Source organism: Ensifer sp. Root1252 (assembly GCF_001425885.1).
Lineage (GTDB): Bacteria > Pseudomonadota > Alphaproteobacteria > Rhizobiales > Rhizobiaceae > Ensifer > Ensifer canadensis.
The window spans coordinates 33956-50091 of sequence record NZ_LMDT01000014.1 but is presented as its reverse complement, the minus strand read 5'-3'; the positions used below and the strand labels follow the sequence as shown (position 1 = coordinate 50091).

Sequence of the window (16136 nt, the reverse complement as noted above, 5' to 3'; positions counted from 1 at the left end):
ACGTCGTCAATGCGCATTACTGAAAACTTCAATGCCAACTGGGTCTTCCGCCACGGCTTCGAGCCGGCACATGTGCAAGCACTTCAGCCGGGTGAAACCGTGCGCCTGCCGCACAGCGCCGTCGAGCTGCCTTACAACTACTTCGACGAGACCGATTACCAGAAGCCCTTCACCTATCAAAAGCGGCTCGACTGGCGCCCGGAATTCGAGGGGCGCGAAGTCTCGCTCATCTTCGATGCCGCCATGGCCGACAGCGTCGTCTATCTGAACGGCCAGGAGATCATCGCGCACAAGGACGGCTATACGCCCTTCGAGGCGCGACTGACGCCGCATCTCACGCGTGGCGAAAACCTGATCACGGTCAAGATCGATGGCTCTGAGAACCCCGAGATCCCCCCCTTTGGCGGCCAGATCGACTACCTCTGCTATGCCGGCATCTACCGCGACGTCTGGCTGAAAGTGACAAACCCCGTCTCGATCGCCAATGTGAAGATTGAGACGCCGGATGCGCTTGCCGAGAAAAAGTCCGTCACCGCTCGCGTCTTTCTCGCCAATCCGCAAGGGCACACGTTGTCCGGCACGCTCTCTGCCAAGATCCGCCGCAGGGGCGGCGGCGACGTTGCGGCTTCCTCGATCAAGTTCGATGGCAACGAGGTGGCCCTCGCCTTTCCCGATCTCACCGATATCGAACTCTGGGATATCGACAATCCGGTGCTCTACGCCCTGTCGCTCAAACTTGAGACAGAGTACGGCGAAGACGTGCTGACGCAACGTTTCGGTTTCCGCACTGCGCTCTTCACACCGGAAGGCTTTCTGCTGAATGGTCGACCATTGAAACTGCGCGGATTGAACCGGCACCAGGCCTTTCCCCACACCGGCTACGCCATGGGTCGGCGCGCGCAGGAAAAAGACGCCGACATCCTGAAGCATGAACTCGCCTGCAATGTCGTGCGCACATCACACTATCCGCAGTCGAAGTGGTTCATCGAGCGCTGCGATGAGATCGGCCTGCTCGTTTTCGAGGAGATCCCCGGTTGGCAGCATATCGGTGGCGAGACCTGGCAGAAAGAATCGATCGAGAATGTGCGCCGCATGATCGAGCGTGACTGGAACCATCCTTCGATCATCATCTGGGGCGTTCGCATTAACGAAAGCCAGGACAACCACGCCTTCTACGCGGAGACCAACCGTCTGGCGCGCGAGCTTGATCCGACCCGCCAGACCGGCGGCGTACGCTTCATCACCAATTCGGAATTGCTCGAAGACGTTTACACGATGAACGATTTCATCCTCGGAAACGAGGAGTTGCCGGGCAACAACCGCGGGCGCGTGGTCCTGCGCGATCGGGTGGAGACGACGGGCATTCGCCGGCCGATCCCCTATATGATCACCGAATACAACGGCCACATGTATCCGACCAAGCGCTTCGACCAGGAACAGCGCCAGGCCGAGCATGTGACGCGTCATCTCTTGATCCTCAACGCCGTTGCCGGCGACCAGGATATTTCCGGCTCCACCGGTTGGTGCATGTTCGATTACAACACCCACAAGGACTTCGGCGCCGGCGACCGCATCTGCTATCACGGTGTGCTCGACATGTACCGGATACCGAAACTTGCTGCCTATGCCTATGCCTCCCAGGGAGATCCGAACGACAATGTCGTGCTTCAGCCGGTGACCTTCTGGGCACGCGGCGAACGCAATATCGGCGGTGTACTGCCGCTGATCGTGCTGACGAACTGTGACTATGTCGAAGTGAAGTTCGGCGAATGGCCGGTAAAGCGGATCTACCCCGACAGGGAGAACTACCCGCATCTGCCGCATCCTCCCGTCGTGCTCGACCTGCGCAGCGTGACGGCGGAAGAATTCGGCACCTGGGGTCGAGTCTGGTGCGAAGGTACCTTTACCGGCTACGTCGACGGCAAAGCCGTAAAGACGCTGACCCTTCCGGCCGACCCGGTCCCGGCGACGCTGGAGGTCGTAGCCGACGATACGGAGCTTCGCGCTTGCGAAAAGGATGCGGTGCGCGTGGTGGTGCGCGCGCTCGATCAATGCGGCAATCTGCTGCCCTATTTCGAAGAGCCTGTCCTGCTTTCGCTGGATGGCCCCGGCCGGATCATAGGGCCCTCAGAACATACGCTGAAGGGCGGCGCGACCGGCTTCTGGATCGAGGCCGGCGAGGCCAAGGGCAAGCTCGAACTAACGGTGACGAGCCGCCGCTTCGAGAACCAGTCCATCACCTTTACCGTCAGCTGAGTACCCGCCATGGCCGAAGTCCGTCTTACCGACATTCGCAAGCGCTTCGGCGCGCTCGAAATCATCAAGGGTGTCGATCTGTCGATCGATGCCGGAGAGTTCGTCGTTTTCGTTGGCCCATCGGGCTGCGGAAAGTCGACGCTGCTGCGCATGATCGCCGGTCTGGAGGACATCTCCTCCGGCGAGCTCACAATCGGCGGCGAAGTCATGAACGACGTTGACCCCTCCAAGCGCGGCATCGCCATGGTGTTTCAGTCCTATGCGCTTTATCCGCACATGACGGTGCGTGAGAATATGGGCTTCGCGCTCAAATTCGCCGGTATGGCAAGAGAGGAAGTCGATAGCCGGGTCAACGACGCGGCACGAATTCTCGAGCTTGAACCGCTGCTGGATCGCAAGCCGAAAGCGCTCTCGGGTGGTCAACGGCAACGCGTCGCGATCGGCCGCGCCATCGTGCGCAATCCGCTCGTCTTCCTGTTCGACGAGCCGCTGTCGAACCTGGACGCCGAGTTGCGTGTGCATATGCGCGTCGAAATCGCCAAGCTGCACAAGGAACTGAAGTCGACCGTCATCTACGTGACGCATGACCAGGTGGAAGCGATGACGCTGGCCGACAAGATCGTCGTCCTGCGGTCGGGTGTCGTCGAACAGGTGGGCGCACCGCTCGATCTCTACGACGACCCGGCAAACACCTTTGTTGCCGGCTTTATCGGCTCACCGCGCATGAACTTTCTGAAAGGCCATGTCGCAAACGTCGCAGACGGCCGCGCGACTGTGGCACTCACGAGCCAGCCCGGTGTCGCGTTGACTCTACCCGTTACATCGACATCTGTTGCCATCGGCGACGTCGTCACGCTTGGAATTCGCCCCGAGCATTTTCTCGCTGAAGGCAAGGGTGATGTTGATCTCACAGTCAAGGTCGATGTCGCAGAGCACCTCGGCAATACCAGCTATGTCTACGCTCATGTCTCGGACAGCGAGCGGATCATCATCGAACACGGTGACGTCCGCAACATCGCAAGTCGCGAAACCCTCAGCATCGGCATCGCCGCATTACGGTCCTTCCTGTTCGACAAGGATGGCATCCGTCTCAGATAGCGAAATCGGTGGCTCCGTAGCAGAGGCGATCGTTTTCCTAGCCTTTTCGGCTCGACCGATGGTCGCGCGTCATCGCCGCTCGAAGGAAGGGGTAACGGCTGTCCTGCCCCCGTCCGACCTCGAAGAAGCGCCGCTTGCGCGCAAGTGATCGAACTGTGCGCAAGCGGCGTCGAAACCCGTCAACTGACGAAACCATTGTCTCAGTTCAATCGCGAGCCCTGTGACGAAAACAGGTGGATTTTCGCCAGATCAGGGGCGATCGCCACGGTCTGCCCGGGTCGAAGCTCCATTCGATCGCGGATCACCAATGTCGTATCGAATGCGCCGAGCTTGACGACCAGATGCGTCTCGGCGCCAGTCGGCTCCACCACGCCGACTGTCGCTGGAATGCCGCTCTCGGCAATAGCCAGATGCTCAGGCCGGATGCCATAGGTGTGCGCAGCACCGCCGGAATAACCCGGCGGCAGCGGAAGCGTTTTGCCGTCCTCTGTGACGAACTGCCCATCGAGGATCGAGCCGTGGAAAAGGTTCATGGCGGGCGAACCGATGAACGTGGCGACAAAGGTGTTTACGGGTCGATCATAGAGGTCGAGCGGCCGGCCAATCTGCTCGACCACACCACCACGCATGACGACGATCCGGTCTGCCATTGTCATTGCCTCGATCTGATCGTGCGTGACGTAGACTGTCGTTGTCTTCAGCCGCTGGTGCAGATCCTTGATTTCGGCACGCATGGTTACGCGCAGTTTGGCATCGAGGTTCGACAGCGGTTCGTCGAACAGAAACACCTGGGGATGACGGACGATCGCACGGCCCATCGCCACGCGTTGGCGCTGGCCGCCGGAAAGTTGCTTCGGCAGGCGGTCGAGCAAAGGTTCGAGTGCCAGGATATCGGCCGCCTCCTTTACCCGGCTTTGGATCGCGGCCTTGTCCTGTCCCTTCAGCTTCAGCGCAAATCCCATATTCTCCGCCACAGTCATATGCGGATAGAGCGCGTAGCTTTGGAAGACCATGGCGATATCGCGTTCTTTGGGCGCGATATTGTTGACGATGCGGCCGCCGATGCGGATCTGGCCACCGCTGATGTCTTCGAGACCGGCAAGCATACGCAGCAATGTCGACTTGCCGCATCCAGAGGGCCCGACGAGTGTGACGAACTCGCCATCCTCGATGTCGATGGAAACATCGTGAATAACCGGAACGGCGCCATATTGCTTTCTAACCTGTTCGATCGTGACAGATGCCATTGCTTATTCCTCCCCTTGCGCGATCACAGTTCGAGTTGCCAGATCGTGGCGGCGGTAATGTTGCCCGCGGGCGCTGATAGGCGTGCCGTGCTGACGGCGGCAAAGCCTGGCAGACGTTTCGTTCCCGTCCAGCGACCGTTGTCGGCGAAGACCTCAATCGAGCCGACATCGAGGAAAATACGCAGCGTCGACGGTTGCGCCCCGACAGCGATGTAGCGCGGTGCGCCCTTGCCGTCCGGCAGGTCGTAGTGAATGATCAGGCCTTCCGCTCCGAGCTGAACGCCGAGGCCAACGTCCGGATGATCAAGCTCGAGATGAAACTGCGCACCCGGCCCCGCGAGTTCGATGACGATCTCGACCGCCCCGTTGTTAAGGCCGACAGGCTCCTGCCCCTTGAGTTTGTTGTCGTCGATCAGGTCACGACGCAGCGTCGCAACCGTTTCGACCGGCGGCGTCAGCAATGCGTCCTTTTCCAGCAGCAGCTGGCGAGGCAGTGTCATTGCCGTTGGAAAGTCTACTTTTTTTGACACCTCGGTCCAGTTGGCAAGCCAGGCGATGCCGATTGGCCCGGATCGATCGACGAATGCCTGGAAAGCATAGGCATCGGTCGCGAAATCCAGTTCCTGCTCGAATTCCTTGACGAAGCTGCGGCCGTCGAAGCGGCCGACAGTCGCCGCTGTGATGTTCCGGCGGCCGGTCTGCGGGTCGCGGCTCGTCAGCAGTCCGAAGATGAGCGCCCAGCGCGTTTTCGGATCATCAGCCGGGCCGTCGAGCGGCACGATGCATGGGCACTCCGCCGCCGTCATCCCGTACCGGTCTTCCCGGTGGATAATGCCGACAAAGGTCCAGTCGGAAGCACCGTTCGGATCGCCACATTCGTAGAGCAGGACGACGCCGCCGGCGCGGTCGCGGCTGCCGATCAACATTTTCCAAAGGTGGTCCGGGCCCTTGAAGACATAGGGGTCGCGAAAGTCGAGCGTCAGGTCAAGGCCGGACGGCCGGTGGGCAAGAATGATCTCTTGCGCGCCGGCCGTGATTTGGTCGTGCGATACCGCCGTCAATTGGATCTGCTCTTCGGGTTCCCGGTCCTTGACCTGCTCCGTGAAGAAGACACGGATACCCGGTTCACCTGACGATAGCGGAATTGCCGAGCCGGAAAACGCCCCGCCGCGGCCATCGGCGCGGGCCGAAAGGTCCGAGGAGGGAAACAGGAAGATCGGCAAGTGTCGCCAATGAATGTAGTCATCCGATACGGCATGGCCCCAATGCATGGTGTTCCAGCGCAGGCTGTGCGGATAGTGCTGGTAGAAGAGATGGACATGGTCGCCGAAACGGCCAAACCCGTTAGGATCGTTCATCCATCCGAAGGGTGGGCGGAAGTGGTACCCGCCGACGACCGTCGGCGCCGCATTTTCCCGGCTGCTGTGCAGGATCTGAACGCCCTCGGTCAGCACATTCTGGTGCTGAAAGGCATAGGCAACGGAGACCTGCGTTGTGGTCGGATCATAGGAGAGAACGGTTCGACCGCCCTGCCCCAGGTCCAGGCTGCGCTGCTCGAATTCGTCGCTGTTGGACGCCATCAGACGGTCGATTTCGCGGCCGGCCACGGTCGCTTTGATCTCGGCCGATGTTCCCATCTGTCTCGCTTTGAGCCAGATGTGGATCGTGGTCGCATCCGCAAGGACTGCGCTGATGTTCTCGACGTCTGCCGCGGCGGCCGAAGCGATTTCTGCATGCGTTGTCATTGATCAACCTTTCACGGCCGAACCAACGAAGGAACTTACGAACCAGCGCTGGAAGGCAAGATAGAGGGCGAGGATAGGCAGCATCATCAACACGGATGCCGCCATAGCGCGGTCCCAATAGATGCTGTCCTGGCCAAAGAACGTAGCGATCGCGACGGCTATGGGCCGCGCATAGTCGGTCTGGGTGACGAGGATCGGCCAAAGGTACTGGTTCCAGCTCTCGATCCCCATCAGGATCGAGACAGTGGCAAGTGCCGGCAGGCTGAGCGGCAGGAAAATCGACCGGTAGATGCGAAAGATCGATGCTCCGTCGATCTGCGCGGCCTCGAAGAGCTCCTTCGGAAGCTGGGCAAAGAATTGGTAGAAGAGGAAGATATAGAGCGGGCTAGCGATCCAGGGCACGATCTGCACGGCGAATGTATCTGTTATTCCGGCGCGTGACACCATGATCACGAGCGGCATGATGATGCTTTCCTGCGGAATGACGTAGAGGGCTATGACCAGCGAAAGGATAACTGCGCGGCCGCGTACGGAGCCCCAGGCAAGGACAAAGCCTGCCATAGAATTGACGATCAGGCCCGACCCGACCGTCAGCGCGAGGATGATTAGCGAATTCAGCAGATAGCGCCCAAAGGCAAGCTCGCCTGAGAAATTGCCGACCTCCGCAAAGTTGGCGAGCGTCGGATCGGAGACCCAGAACGCCCTGAAACTCCCCATGTCGGCCAGGATCTGGAAACGATCGTCCTTCAGGCTGGCAATCAGCAGCATGAACAGGGGGGAGACGATGACGAGCGCGATAACAAGGATGCAGGCCGTCTGGACGATGCGCAGCGAACCAACGGCCGAGCGGGTGTGCATCGCCTGAGCGTGTGGTGTGGAAATTGCGATATCAGACATCGAAACGCCTCAGAAGTTGATGCTGAAGCAGCGCGATAACGAGAACGATGAGAAAGAGAATGACCGATACGGCCGAAGCATAACCGAGCTTCTGCTCCTCGAAGCCGGAACGCACCATGTAGTGGACAACGGTCTCCGTGCTGCTCTTGGGACCGCCTTGGGTCAGGATGGCAACCTGGGTATAGAGCTTGAATGCCTGGATTGTCGTAATCACCAGCACGAAGACATGGGTCGGCCGCAAGCCTGGCATGGTCACATGCCAGAAGCGCTGCAGCGCGTTCGCGCCGTCGATCCGCGCTGCGTCGTAGAGTTCATCCGGAATGGACTGAAGGCCAGCGAGATAGACAATCATCTGGAAGCCGTAGGCCTGCCAGGCCGACAGCAGCACGATCGAGAACATTGCCCAGTTGGGGTCCCCGAGCCAGTCGATCGGTTCGATGGCTCCGCCCGACAGGAAACCGATCACCTGGTTGAATGGTCCGGTCGGGTACTGAAAGAGCGTTCCCCAGATGACGCAGACGACGACCATCGACGTGATCGCTGGCAGGAAGAACAGTCCGCGAAAAAGATTTCGAAACGGCATCTTCTGGTGCAACAGCAGTGCGGTGGCAAATGCCAGGCCGCATTGCACCGGCAGGATCCAGAAAGTGAAGCGCGAGACGTTCCAGAGCGATGTCCAGAAAAGATCGTCCCTAAAGATGCGCAGGAAGTTGCCGAAGCCAACAAAACGGACCGGCGTTGGCCGCGGCACCAGCGGTTGATTGGTCATCGCCGTCCAGAACGACAACAGGAACGGAACGATAAGGAATATCGTCAGCAGCACCACCGCCGGCGCAAGCATGCCCATCTCCTGAAACAGCCGGCTCTTGTCCCGGCGCCAGGCGGGACGCGCTGCAATCGCCGGCTCGGCTGATTGTTGCAATGTCATATTCTCCTCCTCCTTAGATCGATGCGCAGGCCGGCGACGGGTACGATGGCGTTAGACCGGCTGCGGCCGCGCCATCGTGGTCCCGTCGTTGGTTGCCTATTGCTGCTCGTCGAATGGCGGGTACCCGTCGTTCTCCTCGATGTCCTCGTCGATCTTGGCCGCGGCCGCCGACAATGCCGTCTTGGCATCGCCCCCGTTGAAGATCTCGTCGACGGCCTGCATGAAGGTCGATGTGATGACTGGATAGGCTGGATGCGGGGGACGCGCGACCGCGGTCTTGGACGCCTGTTCGAATGCGACGGCGAGCGGACCACCGGTGTTGTACAAGGGGGATGCTGCTGCGAAGCTCTTCAAACCGGGATAGCCGGAATCGGCGATTGCATAATCCCGGTAGAGCTTGTCCTTCAGCATGAAGCTGACAAACTTGCCGGCGATGTCCGGATGCTCGGAGGCCGTCGTGATGCCCCAGATCCAGGTGCCGTTGGGGCTAGCACCCTTCGGCCCGAACTTCGGCAACGGCATGACGACGATGTCGTCCTTCATCGACGCGGCAACTTCGGCGTAGAACCAGTGGCCCCCGAGTGCGAGCGCTGCAGGATGGCCTTCGGCGAAGAACTGGTTGGTGCCGGACGATTGCGGCACGACCCAGCCGTTCTTGACCCATGTCTGCATCATCGTCAGGGCCTTGACGCACGCATCGCTATCTAGGGTGCCTGTCGATTTCCAGGTCGTACGATTGATCAGGTCGCAGCCCGCCGACTGCAGGATCGGGCCGTAGGCGTAGGTGATCCATTCGGTTTTGATGCCGTATCCGCGAAACGTGTCGATCGGCCACTTGACGCCATCGACCTTTGCCAGTTTTTCGAGGTAGCCTTCGAACTCCTCCTGTGTCCAGGCTTCGTCCACGGACTTCGGAATGCGGGCGCCGATCGCTTCCAGATACTTCCTGTTGCCGTAGAGCACGACGGAGGAGTCGGTCAGGCCGATTGCATAGAGATCCTTGTCGATCGGATAGGTGCCCTGGGCGATGTTCGACGGGGTCATGTCATCGAGCACATCCTGATCGATCAGAGGCTTGATCGGCTGCAAATAGCCGGACCAGACATAGTTGGCGAGGAAGGGGGCATCGAGCTCCATGACATCAGGCAGTTGTTTGGACATGACCGCTGCGCTGAACTTTTCATTGTAGGCATCGTGCGGTGCGTAGATCAGCTCGACATCCACATCCGGATTGGCGGCTTCGAAGCGTTTGGCGACTTCGCCATAGGTCGAAACCCAACCTGGGTCGCCTTGGTGCATGACATGCAAGACTGTCTTCGCCTCTGCACCCACGGCGGTGGCCATAAGGGCAACCGACCCCATTAACATTGAAAGTAAACGTTTACCCATCGCTGCAACTCCTCCTCAACAGGGTTTGGTCTTTCAGTTTGATCAGACGGATGAGCGCTCCACCAACTGGAACGCGAGTTTGCGCACCTCGCGGGGGGCGCTATTTTCGGCAAGCAGAATGTCTGCTGCCAGGCGGCCCATGGCACGGTGCGGCAATGCCATGGTCGTCAAAGGGGGATCGAGCCTGGTGGCAATGTCCACCTGGTTGTCGAAGCTTGCGACTGCGACGTCATCTGGAATTTGTGCACCCACCCGGCGCAATGCGGCGTAGACTTCCATGGCAACGCGATCGTTGCCGCAAAGGATCGCATCCGGGCGCTCCGGTCCGTCCATCAGCGCGGTTACGTGTGCAAGCACGAGGCTGTGCGCCCGGTCGCTATAGATCGCCCGGCGGACCGCCGGCAGGACGCAGGCACCACCTGCATCAAGCCCGGCTTCGTCAAGGGCACGCCGGAAACCGGCTTCGCGCAGCTCTCCTGCCAGAAGCCCCGGCAGGTTGATAAAGGCAATGTTCCGGCGGCCAGCCTCGATCAGATAGGTCGTGATCTCGTGAGCGGCAGCGATCTCGTCCGGCACCAAGGACGTCACTTTGCCATTGGCCTCACGGCAATTGATCATGACGCCGACCGTATCTGCGAACTCCGCCGGCAGCGATACCATCTTGTGATACATCGCGGCGTAGGCAATCGCGCGTGGGCGGAAGCGGCGCACCTCTTCAAGCACGGAGGCCACGTCGCGACCTCCGCCGAGCGTCATTGCAAAGACCGCCATGTCCGCCGCGCGGGCGGCACCATCCAGTCCGCGGATGATCTCGGTGGCGAAGGGCGAGGTGATCAAGTCATCGGCAACGACACCGATCAGTGGCATCCAACCCTGTCGCATGCCACGAGCGGCCAGGTTAGTGACGTAACCCAACTCTTCGGCGATTTCCTTGATGCGCAGTCGCGTTTGTTCCGACATCCGCGCCGAGCCGCCATGCAACGCGCCCGAAACGGTCTTGATGGAAACGCCAGCGCGTTCAGCAATATCGCTCAATGAGGTCGTCACGGGCAGGCCCTTGGGTTAACGGTTACCCAGTAACTACCCGATCGCGATAATTGAGTCAATCTCAGGCACCAATCAACTGCAGTAGGGGTTTGTAGCAAAGGGTTTATCACCCGCACCGGCATAGCATGTTGATTGCAACTGACCCGTCCGGCTGGCGACCGAAGGAAAGCCCCGGAACTGGGAGGTTCCGGGGCTTCCTCGCCGCGCGACCGGGAGAAAAAGCTACGCGGCGTGAACCTTTCTTTCGCTTCTTGCCCATTCCGGGATCCAGTTTCCGTGAGCGGCAAGCAGGTCGTCGGTGAGCGACCAGATCTGATCGAGATCGAGCTCGGCGGCCGTGTGCGGATCCATCATGGCCGCATGATAGAGATGCTCGCGGTTCTCCGTCAACATCGCCGCGACCGTCAGTTCCTGCACGTTGATGTTGGTGCGGATCAGTGCGGTCAACTGCGGCGGCAGATCGCCGATAAAGGTCGGCTGTATGCCGTTTTCATCCACCAGGCATGGCACTTCCGCTGCGCAATTGTCGGGCAACGAGGTGATGCAGCCATTGTTGCGCAGGTTGCCGTATATCACCGAGGGCTCGCCGGTCCAGACGGAGTTCATGATTGAGGAGGCATACTCCTTCGACGGCTTGACCTCGATCTTGTCGGCGGAGCGATAGGCCGCCGCCTGCCCTTTCCAACGCTCGATCTGCTCGATGCAGCGCTTGGGATATTCGTCGAGCGGGATGCCGAATTTTTCGATCAGATCGTCGCGGCCTTCCTTGATGAAATAGGGCGTGTATTCGGCGAAGTGCTCCGAGCTTTCGGTGACGAAATAGCCGAGCCGCGTCAGCATCTCGTAACGCACCTTGTTCGGGCAACGCGGATTCCAATGGCTGGGCTTCGGGAAGCGGCCTTCGCGATAACCGCGCAGGAGATCTGGATAAAGGTTGCGATAGGATCCGTCCGGCTGGCGGTGCTCGAATTTGAGGAAGAACGCCATATGGTTGATGCCGGCCGAGCGGTAGCGGATCTCCTCGTAAGGAATGTTCAGATCCTCGGCGAGTTCCAGCGCCGTGCCCTGCACGGAGTGGCAAAGGCCGACCTGCTTGATCCGGGGATATTTCTCGGCGATCGCCCAGGTGTTGATCGCCATCGGGTTGACGTATTGCAAGAGGATTGCCTCGGGGCAGACCTCGGTCATGTCGGCGCAGATCTTCCACAGATGCGGCACGGTGCGCAGCCCGCGCATAATGCCGCCGACGCCAAGTGTGTCGGCGATGGTCTGACGCAGGCCATACTCCTTCGGCACCTCGAAATCCGTGACCGTGCAGGGCTCGTAGCCGCCGATCTGGAATGCAACGACGACGAAGTCGGCACCATCGAGCGCCTTGCGCTGGTTGGCATGCAACTCGATGGTGGCTTTGGCGCCGAGCGTTGAGATCAGTTTCCGTACGACGACTTCGCTTTCCTCGAGCCGTTGCGGATTGATGTCCATCAGCGCGATCTTTGCATCCGACAGGGCCGGACGCTGCAGAACGTCGCCGATGATGTTCTTCATGAACACGGTCGAGCCGGCGCCGATGAAAGTGATCTTGGGTTGTCTGGTCATGGATTGCCTCTGCTTTCTGACGATCATGCTGCCACATCGAAGGCGGCTCGAACGAGCCGCTCGGTGTAGGCGGTCTTGGGATTGGTAAGAATGTCGTGCACCGGCCCCTCCTCGACGATCTTGCCGTTCTGCATCACCACGACGCGGTGGCAGAGTGCGCGCACGACCTTGAGGTCATGGGAGATGAAGAGGTAGCTCAGGCCCCGCTCGTCCTGTAGTCGGCGCAAGAGGTCGATGATCTGCGCCTGGACCGAAAGGTCGAGCGCCGAGGTCGGTTCGTCAAGCAGGATGAATTCCGGCTCGAGCGCAACGGCGCGGGCGATGGCGATGCGCTGGCGCTGGCCGCCGGAGAATTCATGCGGGAAGCGCGACAGGATATTGCCCGGCATGCCCGCGGCGACCAGCGCATCCACGACCCGGTCGAGCCGTTCCTTGCGGTTTCGCCCTATGCCGTTGACGACGAGCCCCTCCTCGATGATCTGGCCCACCGACATGCGCGGGTTGAGCGAGGCAAAGGGATCCTGGAAGACGATCTGCATGCGCGAGCGCAACGGCCGCATTGCGGTGCGGTCCTTGTCGTGGATCGGGACGCCGTCGAAGAAGATTTCGCCGCCATCGGTGTTGATCAGGCGGATCAAGGCCTGTCCGAAGGTCGTCTTGCCCGATCCGGATTCGCCGACCACTCCGAGCGTCTCATGCTTGCGCAGATTAAGGCTGAGACTGTCGACGGCAACCAGCTCGGAAAGCTGGGGTCGGAACAAGCCGCCCTTCTTCAGCATGAAGGACACGCGGACGTTTCGTCCATCGAGTATGATCGGCACATCGTCCGGCAGCGGATTGGCCGCCCCCGATGGTTCCGACGACAAAAGCCGCTTCGTGTAGGGATGTAGCGGATTGCCGAACAGATCGGCGGTGGTGTTGTGCTCCTTCACTTCGCCATGCTGCATGACATAGACGTAGTCGGAAAACTGGCGCACCACGGTCAGGTCGTGGGTGATCAGGATCACCGCCATGCCGAGCTCGCGCTGCAAGTCGCGGATCAGGTTGAGGATCTGCGCCTGAACGGTAACGTCGAGCGCCGTCGTCGGCTCGTCGGCGATCAGCACGTCAGGCTCGTTGGCAAGCGCCATGGCGATCATCACCCGTTGGCGCTGACCGCCGGAAAGCTGGTGCGGATACTGGTTGAGCCTGAGCTCGGGATCCGGGATCCTCACATGGCGCAGCAATTCAAGCGCGCGCTCGGTGGCCGCGCGTCGGCCGAGCTTGCGATGCGCCCGGATCGCCTCGACGATCTGCGCGCCGACCGTGTAGACGGGATTGAGCGAGCTCATCGGCTCCTGGAAAATCATCGCCAGGCGATCGCCGCGCAGACCCCGGCGCTCGCGCGCGGAAAACTTGAGCACGTCCTTGCCGTCATATTCGATGCGGGACAGCGAGGCGATCGTCGCGCGTTTCGACAGAAGCCCCATAATGGTGCGCGCCGTCACCGATTTGCCCGAACCGGATTCGCCAACGATGGCGATGGTTTCGCCGCGATAGAGCTGGAAGGACACGTCCTTCACCGCCTCTACCGTGCCGTGTTCGACCTTGAAGTTGACCGCGACGTTGCGCGCGTCGATGACCGGCTTGCCGTCTCGGCTCGAAAGGTCCTTCCTTTCGACGGGAGCGGCGGCCATGAAGTCGATTGTTTCTGCCATGAGACGCTCCTCCTCAATAGGGATCGATTGCATCGCGCAGGCCGTCGCCCAGCGCATTAAAGGCGAAGACTGTGACAAGCACGAAGGCAACGGGCGATAGAATCCAGGGATAGGACCCGATGACCGAATAGGTGGCGGTGTCCTGCAGCATCAGTCCCCAGGAAATCAGCGGCGGCTTGACCGCAAAACCGAGGAAGCCCAGGAACGATTCCAGCAGCACCACCTGCGGGATGGACAAGGTGACGGCGACGATCACATGGCTCATCACGTTCGGGAAAATGTGCTGGAAGATGATGCGCCGGTCGCTGGCGCCGACGGCAATGGCGGCTCTCACATAGTCGATACGGGCGAGCGCCAACGTCTTGCCGCGAACCTCGCGCGACATCTGCGCCCAGCCGAGCGCCGACATGACGATGATGACGAAGGCGAGGAATACACTCGTTGGCGCCGTTACCGGGATCAGCGACGCCAGTGCCAGATAGAGCGGCAATTGCGGGAAGGCCAACACCAGCTCGACGAAACGCTGCGTCCAGGCATCGAAGCGCCCGCCGAAATAGCCCGACGCCATGCCGACGGTCGTGCCGACGACGGTGACGATCGAGACGACGATCAGGGCGATCATCAGCGAGATGCGCGACCCATGGAGAATGCGCGAGAGCACGTCGCGGCCGAACTTGTCGGTTCCAAGCAGGTGCACCGGTGAACCGTCGATCGCGCCGAAAAGGTGCCGCTCGGCCGGGATCAGGCCGAAGAGCCGATAAGGCGATCCCTTGACGAAGAAGCCGAGGACCTGCGGATTGGCATAGTCCGGGCCGATCTTCGGCTGGAAGGTGATGGGATCGAGCTCTTCGGTCTCGCGCAGGGGATAGCTGCGTGGCGGGAAGGCGAAATTGCCGTCCTGATCGCTGAAGTTGATTGCCTGCGGCGGTGCGAAGCCGACACCGGTCGCCTTCGGATCAACCGGTGACAGGAAATCGGCGAAAATCGCCATGACGAGCAGCAGACCGACGAGGATCAGTCCGAGCATCCCGGTCCAGGAGCGCTTGAACCGACGCCATACGAGCGCCGAATAGCTTTCGTTGTGCTGTTCGTCCTTGGGTTCGACGGTAAGGGGAATGGCGCTGTGCATTTCGACGGTCATGCGTGGGCTCCTCCCCCCATGCGCACGCGCGGGTCGAGAGCGGCGAGCAAGAGGTCTGCGATGATGTTGCCGAGGATCAAGGTCGCCGAGAGCACCAGCATGAAGGTCGCGGTGACATAGACGTCTCCCACCCACATGGAGCCAACGATGGCGGGACCGACTGTCGGCAGCGCGAAGATGATTGCGGTCTCGATTTCGCCGGTCAACATGTAGGGCAGGACGACGCCCTGATACATGATCAGCGGATGCAGGGCATTGGGCACGGCATGGCGCATGACCACGGCCCCTTCGCTCAAACCCTTCGCCCGGGCGGTCTCGACATATTGCGCATTTAGCGTGTCGAGCAGATTGCCGCGCATCACGCGCATATTGTAGGCGAGGCCGCCGAAGGTTGCGATCGCCACGACCGGCCAGACATGTTTGATGAGATCGACGAACTTGCCCCAGGACCAGGGCGCGCCGCCATAGCGGGCGGAGTGGAAGCTGTTGATTTCGCTGACATTGAAGTGGAAGACGAGGACATAGACGATGATCAGCGCCATCAGGAAGCGCGGCACCGTCATGCCGAGGAAGGAGACGGTCGAAAGTAGGCTGTCGATCCAGGAATATTGCCGGGTCGCTGCAATGATGCCGAAGGAAATGCCGATAACCGACGCAAGGATATGGCAGACGAGAGCAAGCACGAGCGTGCGCGGCAAGCGCTCGCTGACGACATCGGCGACGGGCTTGTTGTAGTAGAGGCTGTGGCCGAAATCGCCGCGCGTCAGAATGCCGGTCATCCAGGTGACGTATTGGACCGGCATCGACTTATCGAGACCATGCTCCTTGCGATAGGCCTGGGCCTGCGCATCGGCCTCCTCGAAGGAGGCCCCGCCCTGATTGATGAGCTGCGAGCGGATGTAGTCGCTATAGTCTCCCGGCGGCGCCTGGATGATGGCGAAGGTCGCTACGCTTAGGACCAGCAGCACCGGAATGGCAGAGGCGATGCGGACAAGCAGAAATCTGAACATGCCGTTTCCTTCTGTCGGATGGGCTTGCAGTGCGCCGGCTAGACGGCGCACCGGGTGAAGGCGGGTTCCTCCTCCGGCCCGAGAG

General features: G+C 60.5%; 12 protein-coding genes. 2 read left to right on the top strand and 10 right to left on the bottom strand.

What is annotated here, in order from left to right; genetic code table 11:
• Positions 1-9: 9 nt before the first annotated feature.
• Positions 10-2256: a glycoside hydrolase family 2 TIM barrel-domain containing protein gene (locus ASD02_RS17415; RefSeq protein WP_057220964.1), complete on the top strand. Its 2247-nt coding sequence runs from the start codon at positions 10-12 to the stop codon at positions 2254-2256.
• Positions 2257-2265: 9 nt separating this feature from the next.
• Positions 2266-3354: a sn-glycerol-3-phosphate ABC transporter ATP-binding protein UgpC gene (gene ugpC, locus ASD02_RS17410; protein WP_057207705.1), complete on the top strand. Its 1089-nt coding sequence runs from the start codon at positions 2266-2268 to the stop codon at positions 3352-3354.
• A gap of 200 nt (positions 3355-3554) precedes the next feature.
• Here the strand turns inward: ugpC (ASD02_RS17410) and ugpC (ASD02_RS17405) are convergent, their stop codons facing one another.
• The 10 genes from ugpC (ASD02_RS17405) to ASD02_RS17360 all read right to left on the bottom strand — a co-directional run bounded on the left by ugpC (ASD02_RS17405) (position 3555) and on the right by ASD02_RS17360 (position 16051).
• The gene (gene ugpC, locus ASD02_RS17405; RefSeq protein WP_057213855.1) at positions 3555-4601 is read right to left on the bottom strand and encodes a sn-glycerol-3-phosphate ABC transporter ATP-binding protein UgpC; all 1047 of its coding nucleotides are present in this window, start codon (positions 4599-4601) and stop codon (positions 3555-3557) included.
• 23 nt (positions 4602-4624) lie between these two features.
• The gene (locus ASD02_RS17400; protein ID WP_057220963.1) at positions 4625-6346 is read right to left on the bottom strand and encodes a beta-fructofuranosidase; all 1722 of its coding nucleotides are present in this window, start codon (positions 6344-6346) and stop codon (positions 4625-4627) included.
• 3 nt (positions 6347-6349) lie between these two features.
• Complete coding sequence (locus tag ASD02_RS17395) at positions 6350-7243, bottom strand: carbohydrate ABC transporter permease (protein WP_057207702.1); 894 nt, start codon at positions 7241-7243, stop codon at positions 6350-6352.
• Positions 7236-8171: a sugar ABC transporter permease gene (locus ASD02_RS17390; protein WP_057220962.1), complete on the bottom strand. Its 936-nt coding sequence runs from the start codon at positions 8169-8171 to the stop codon at positions 7236-7238. The genes ASD02_RS17395 and ASD02_RS17390 overlap by 8 nt, the downstream gene beginning before the upstream one ends.
• A gap of 96 nt (positions 8172-8267) precedes the next feature.
• Complete coding sequence (locus ASD02_RS17385; protein ID WP_057220961.1) at positions 8268-9560, bottom strand: sugar ABC transporter substrate-binding protein; 1293 nt, start codon at positions 9558-9560, stop codon at positions 8268-8270.
• A 42-nt stretch (positions 9561-9602) separates the two neighbouring features.
• Positions 9603-10607, bottom strand: coding sequence for a LacI family DNA-binding transcriptional regulator (locus ASD02_RS17380; protein WP_057220960.1), 1005 nt, complete (start codon positions 10605-10607; stop codon positions 9603-9605).
• Positions 10608-10829: 222 nt separating this feature from the next.
• Entirely contained in the window at positions 10830-12203 is a 1374-nt protein-coding gene (locus ASD02_RS17375; RefSeq protein ID WP_057220959.1) for an alpha-glucosidase/alpha-galactosidase, read from the bottom strand.
• Positions 12204-12226: 23 nt separating this feature from the next.
• On the bottom strand, positions 12227-13879 hold the full coding sequence (locus ASD02_RS17370) for an ABC transporter ATP-binding protein (RefSeq protein ID WP_244494238.1): 1653 nt from the start codon (positions 13877-13879) through the stop codon (positions 12227-12229).
• A 34-nt stretch (positions 13880-13913) separates the two neighbouring features.
• Positions 13914-15041 carry an ABC transporter permease gene (locus tag ASD02_RS17365; protein WP_057220957.1) on the bottom strand — a complete coding sequence of 376 codons (1128 nt, stop codon included), beginning with the start codon at positions 15039-15041 and terminating at the stop codon, positions 13914-13916.
• Entirely contained in the window at positions 15038-16051 is a 1014-nt protein-coding gene (locus tag ASD02_RS17360; protein WP_057220956.1) for an ABC transporter permease, read from the bottom strand. The genes ASD02_RS17365 and ASD02_RS17360 overlap by 4 nt, the downstream gene beginning before the upstream one ends.
• Positions 16052-16136: the final 85 nt, after the last annotated feature.

What these genes read in the sequence shown, in the direction of transcription:
- ASD02_RS17415 (WP_057220964.1), top strand. Translation starts at nt 10, where the DNA reads ATGCGCATTACTGAAAACTTCAATGCCAACTGGGTCTTCCGCCACGGC.
- ugpC (WP_057207705.1), top strand. Translation starts at nt 2,266, where the DNA reads ATGGCCGAAGTCCGTCTTACCGACATTCGCAAGCGCTTCGGCGCGCTC.
- ugpC (WP_057213855.1), bottom strand. Translation starts at nt 4,601, where the DNA reads ATGGCATCTGTCACGATCGAACAGGTTAGAAAGCAATATGGCGCCGTT.
- ASD02_RS17400 (WP_057220963.1), bottom strand. Translation starts at nt 6,346, where the DNA reads ATGACAACGCATGCAGAAATCGCTTCGGCCGCCGCGGCAGACGTCGAG.
- ASD02_RS17395 (WP_057207702.1), bottom strand. Translation starts at nt 7,243, where the DNA reads ATGTCTGATATCGCAATTTCCACACCACACGCTCAGGCGATGCACACC.
- ASD02_RS17390 (WP_057220962.1), bottom strand. Translation starts at nt 8,171, where the DNA reads ATGACATTGCAACAATCAGCCGAGCCGGCGATTGCAGCGCGTCCCGCC.
- ASD02_RS17385 (WP_057220961.1), bottom strand. Translation starts at nt 9,560, where the DNA reads ATGGGTAAACGTTTACTTTCAATGTTAATGGGGTCGGTTGCCCTTATG.
- ASD02_RS17375 (WP_057220959.1), bottom strand. Translation starts at nt 12,203, where the DNA reads ATGACCAGACAACCCAAGATCACTTTCATCGGCGCCGGCTCGACCGTG.
- ASD02_RS17370 (WP_244494238.1), bottom strand. Translation starts at nt 13,879, where the DNA reads ATGGCCGCCGCTCCCGTCGAAAGGAAGGACCTTTCGAGCCGAGACGGC.
- ASD02_RS17365 (WP_057220957.1), bottom strand. Translation starts at nt 15,041, where the DNA reads ATGACCGTCGAAATGCACAGCGCCATTCCCCTTACCGTCGAACCCAAG.
- ASD02_RS17360 (WP_057220956.1), bottom strand. Translation starts at nt 16,051, where the DNA reads ATGTTCAGATTTCTGCTTGTCCGCATCGCCTCTGCCATTCCGGTGCTG.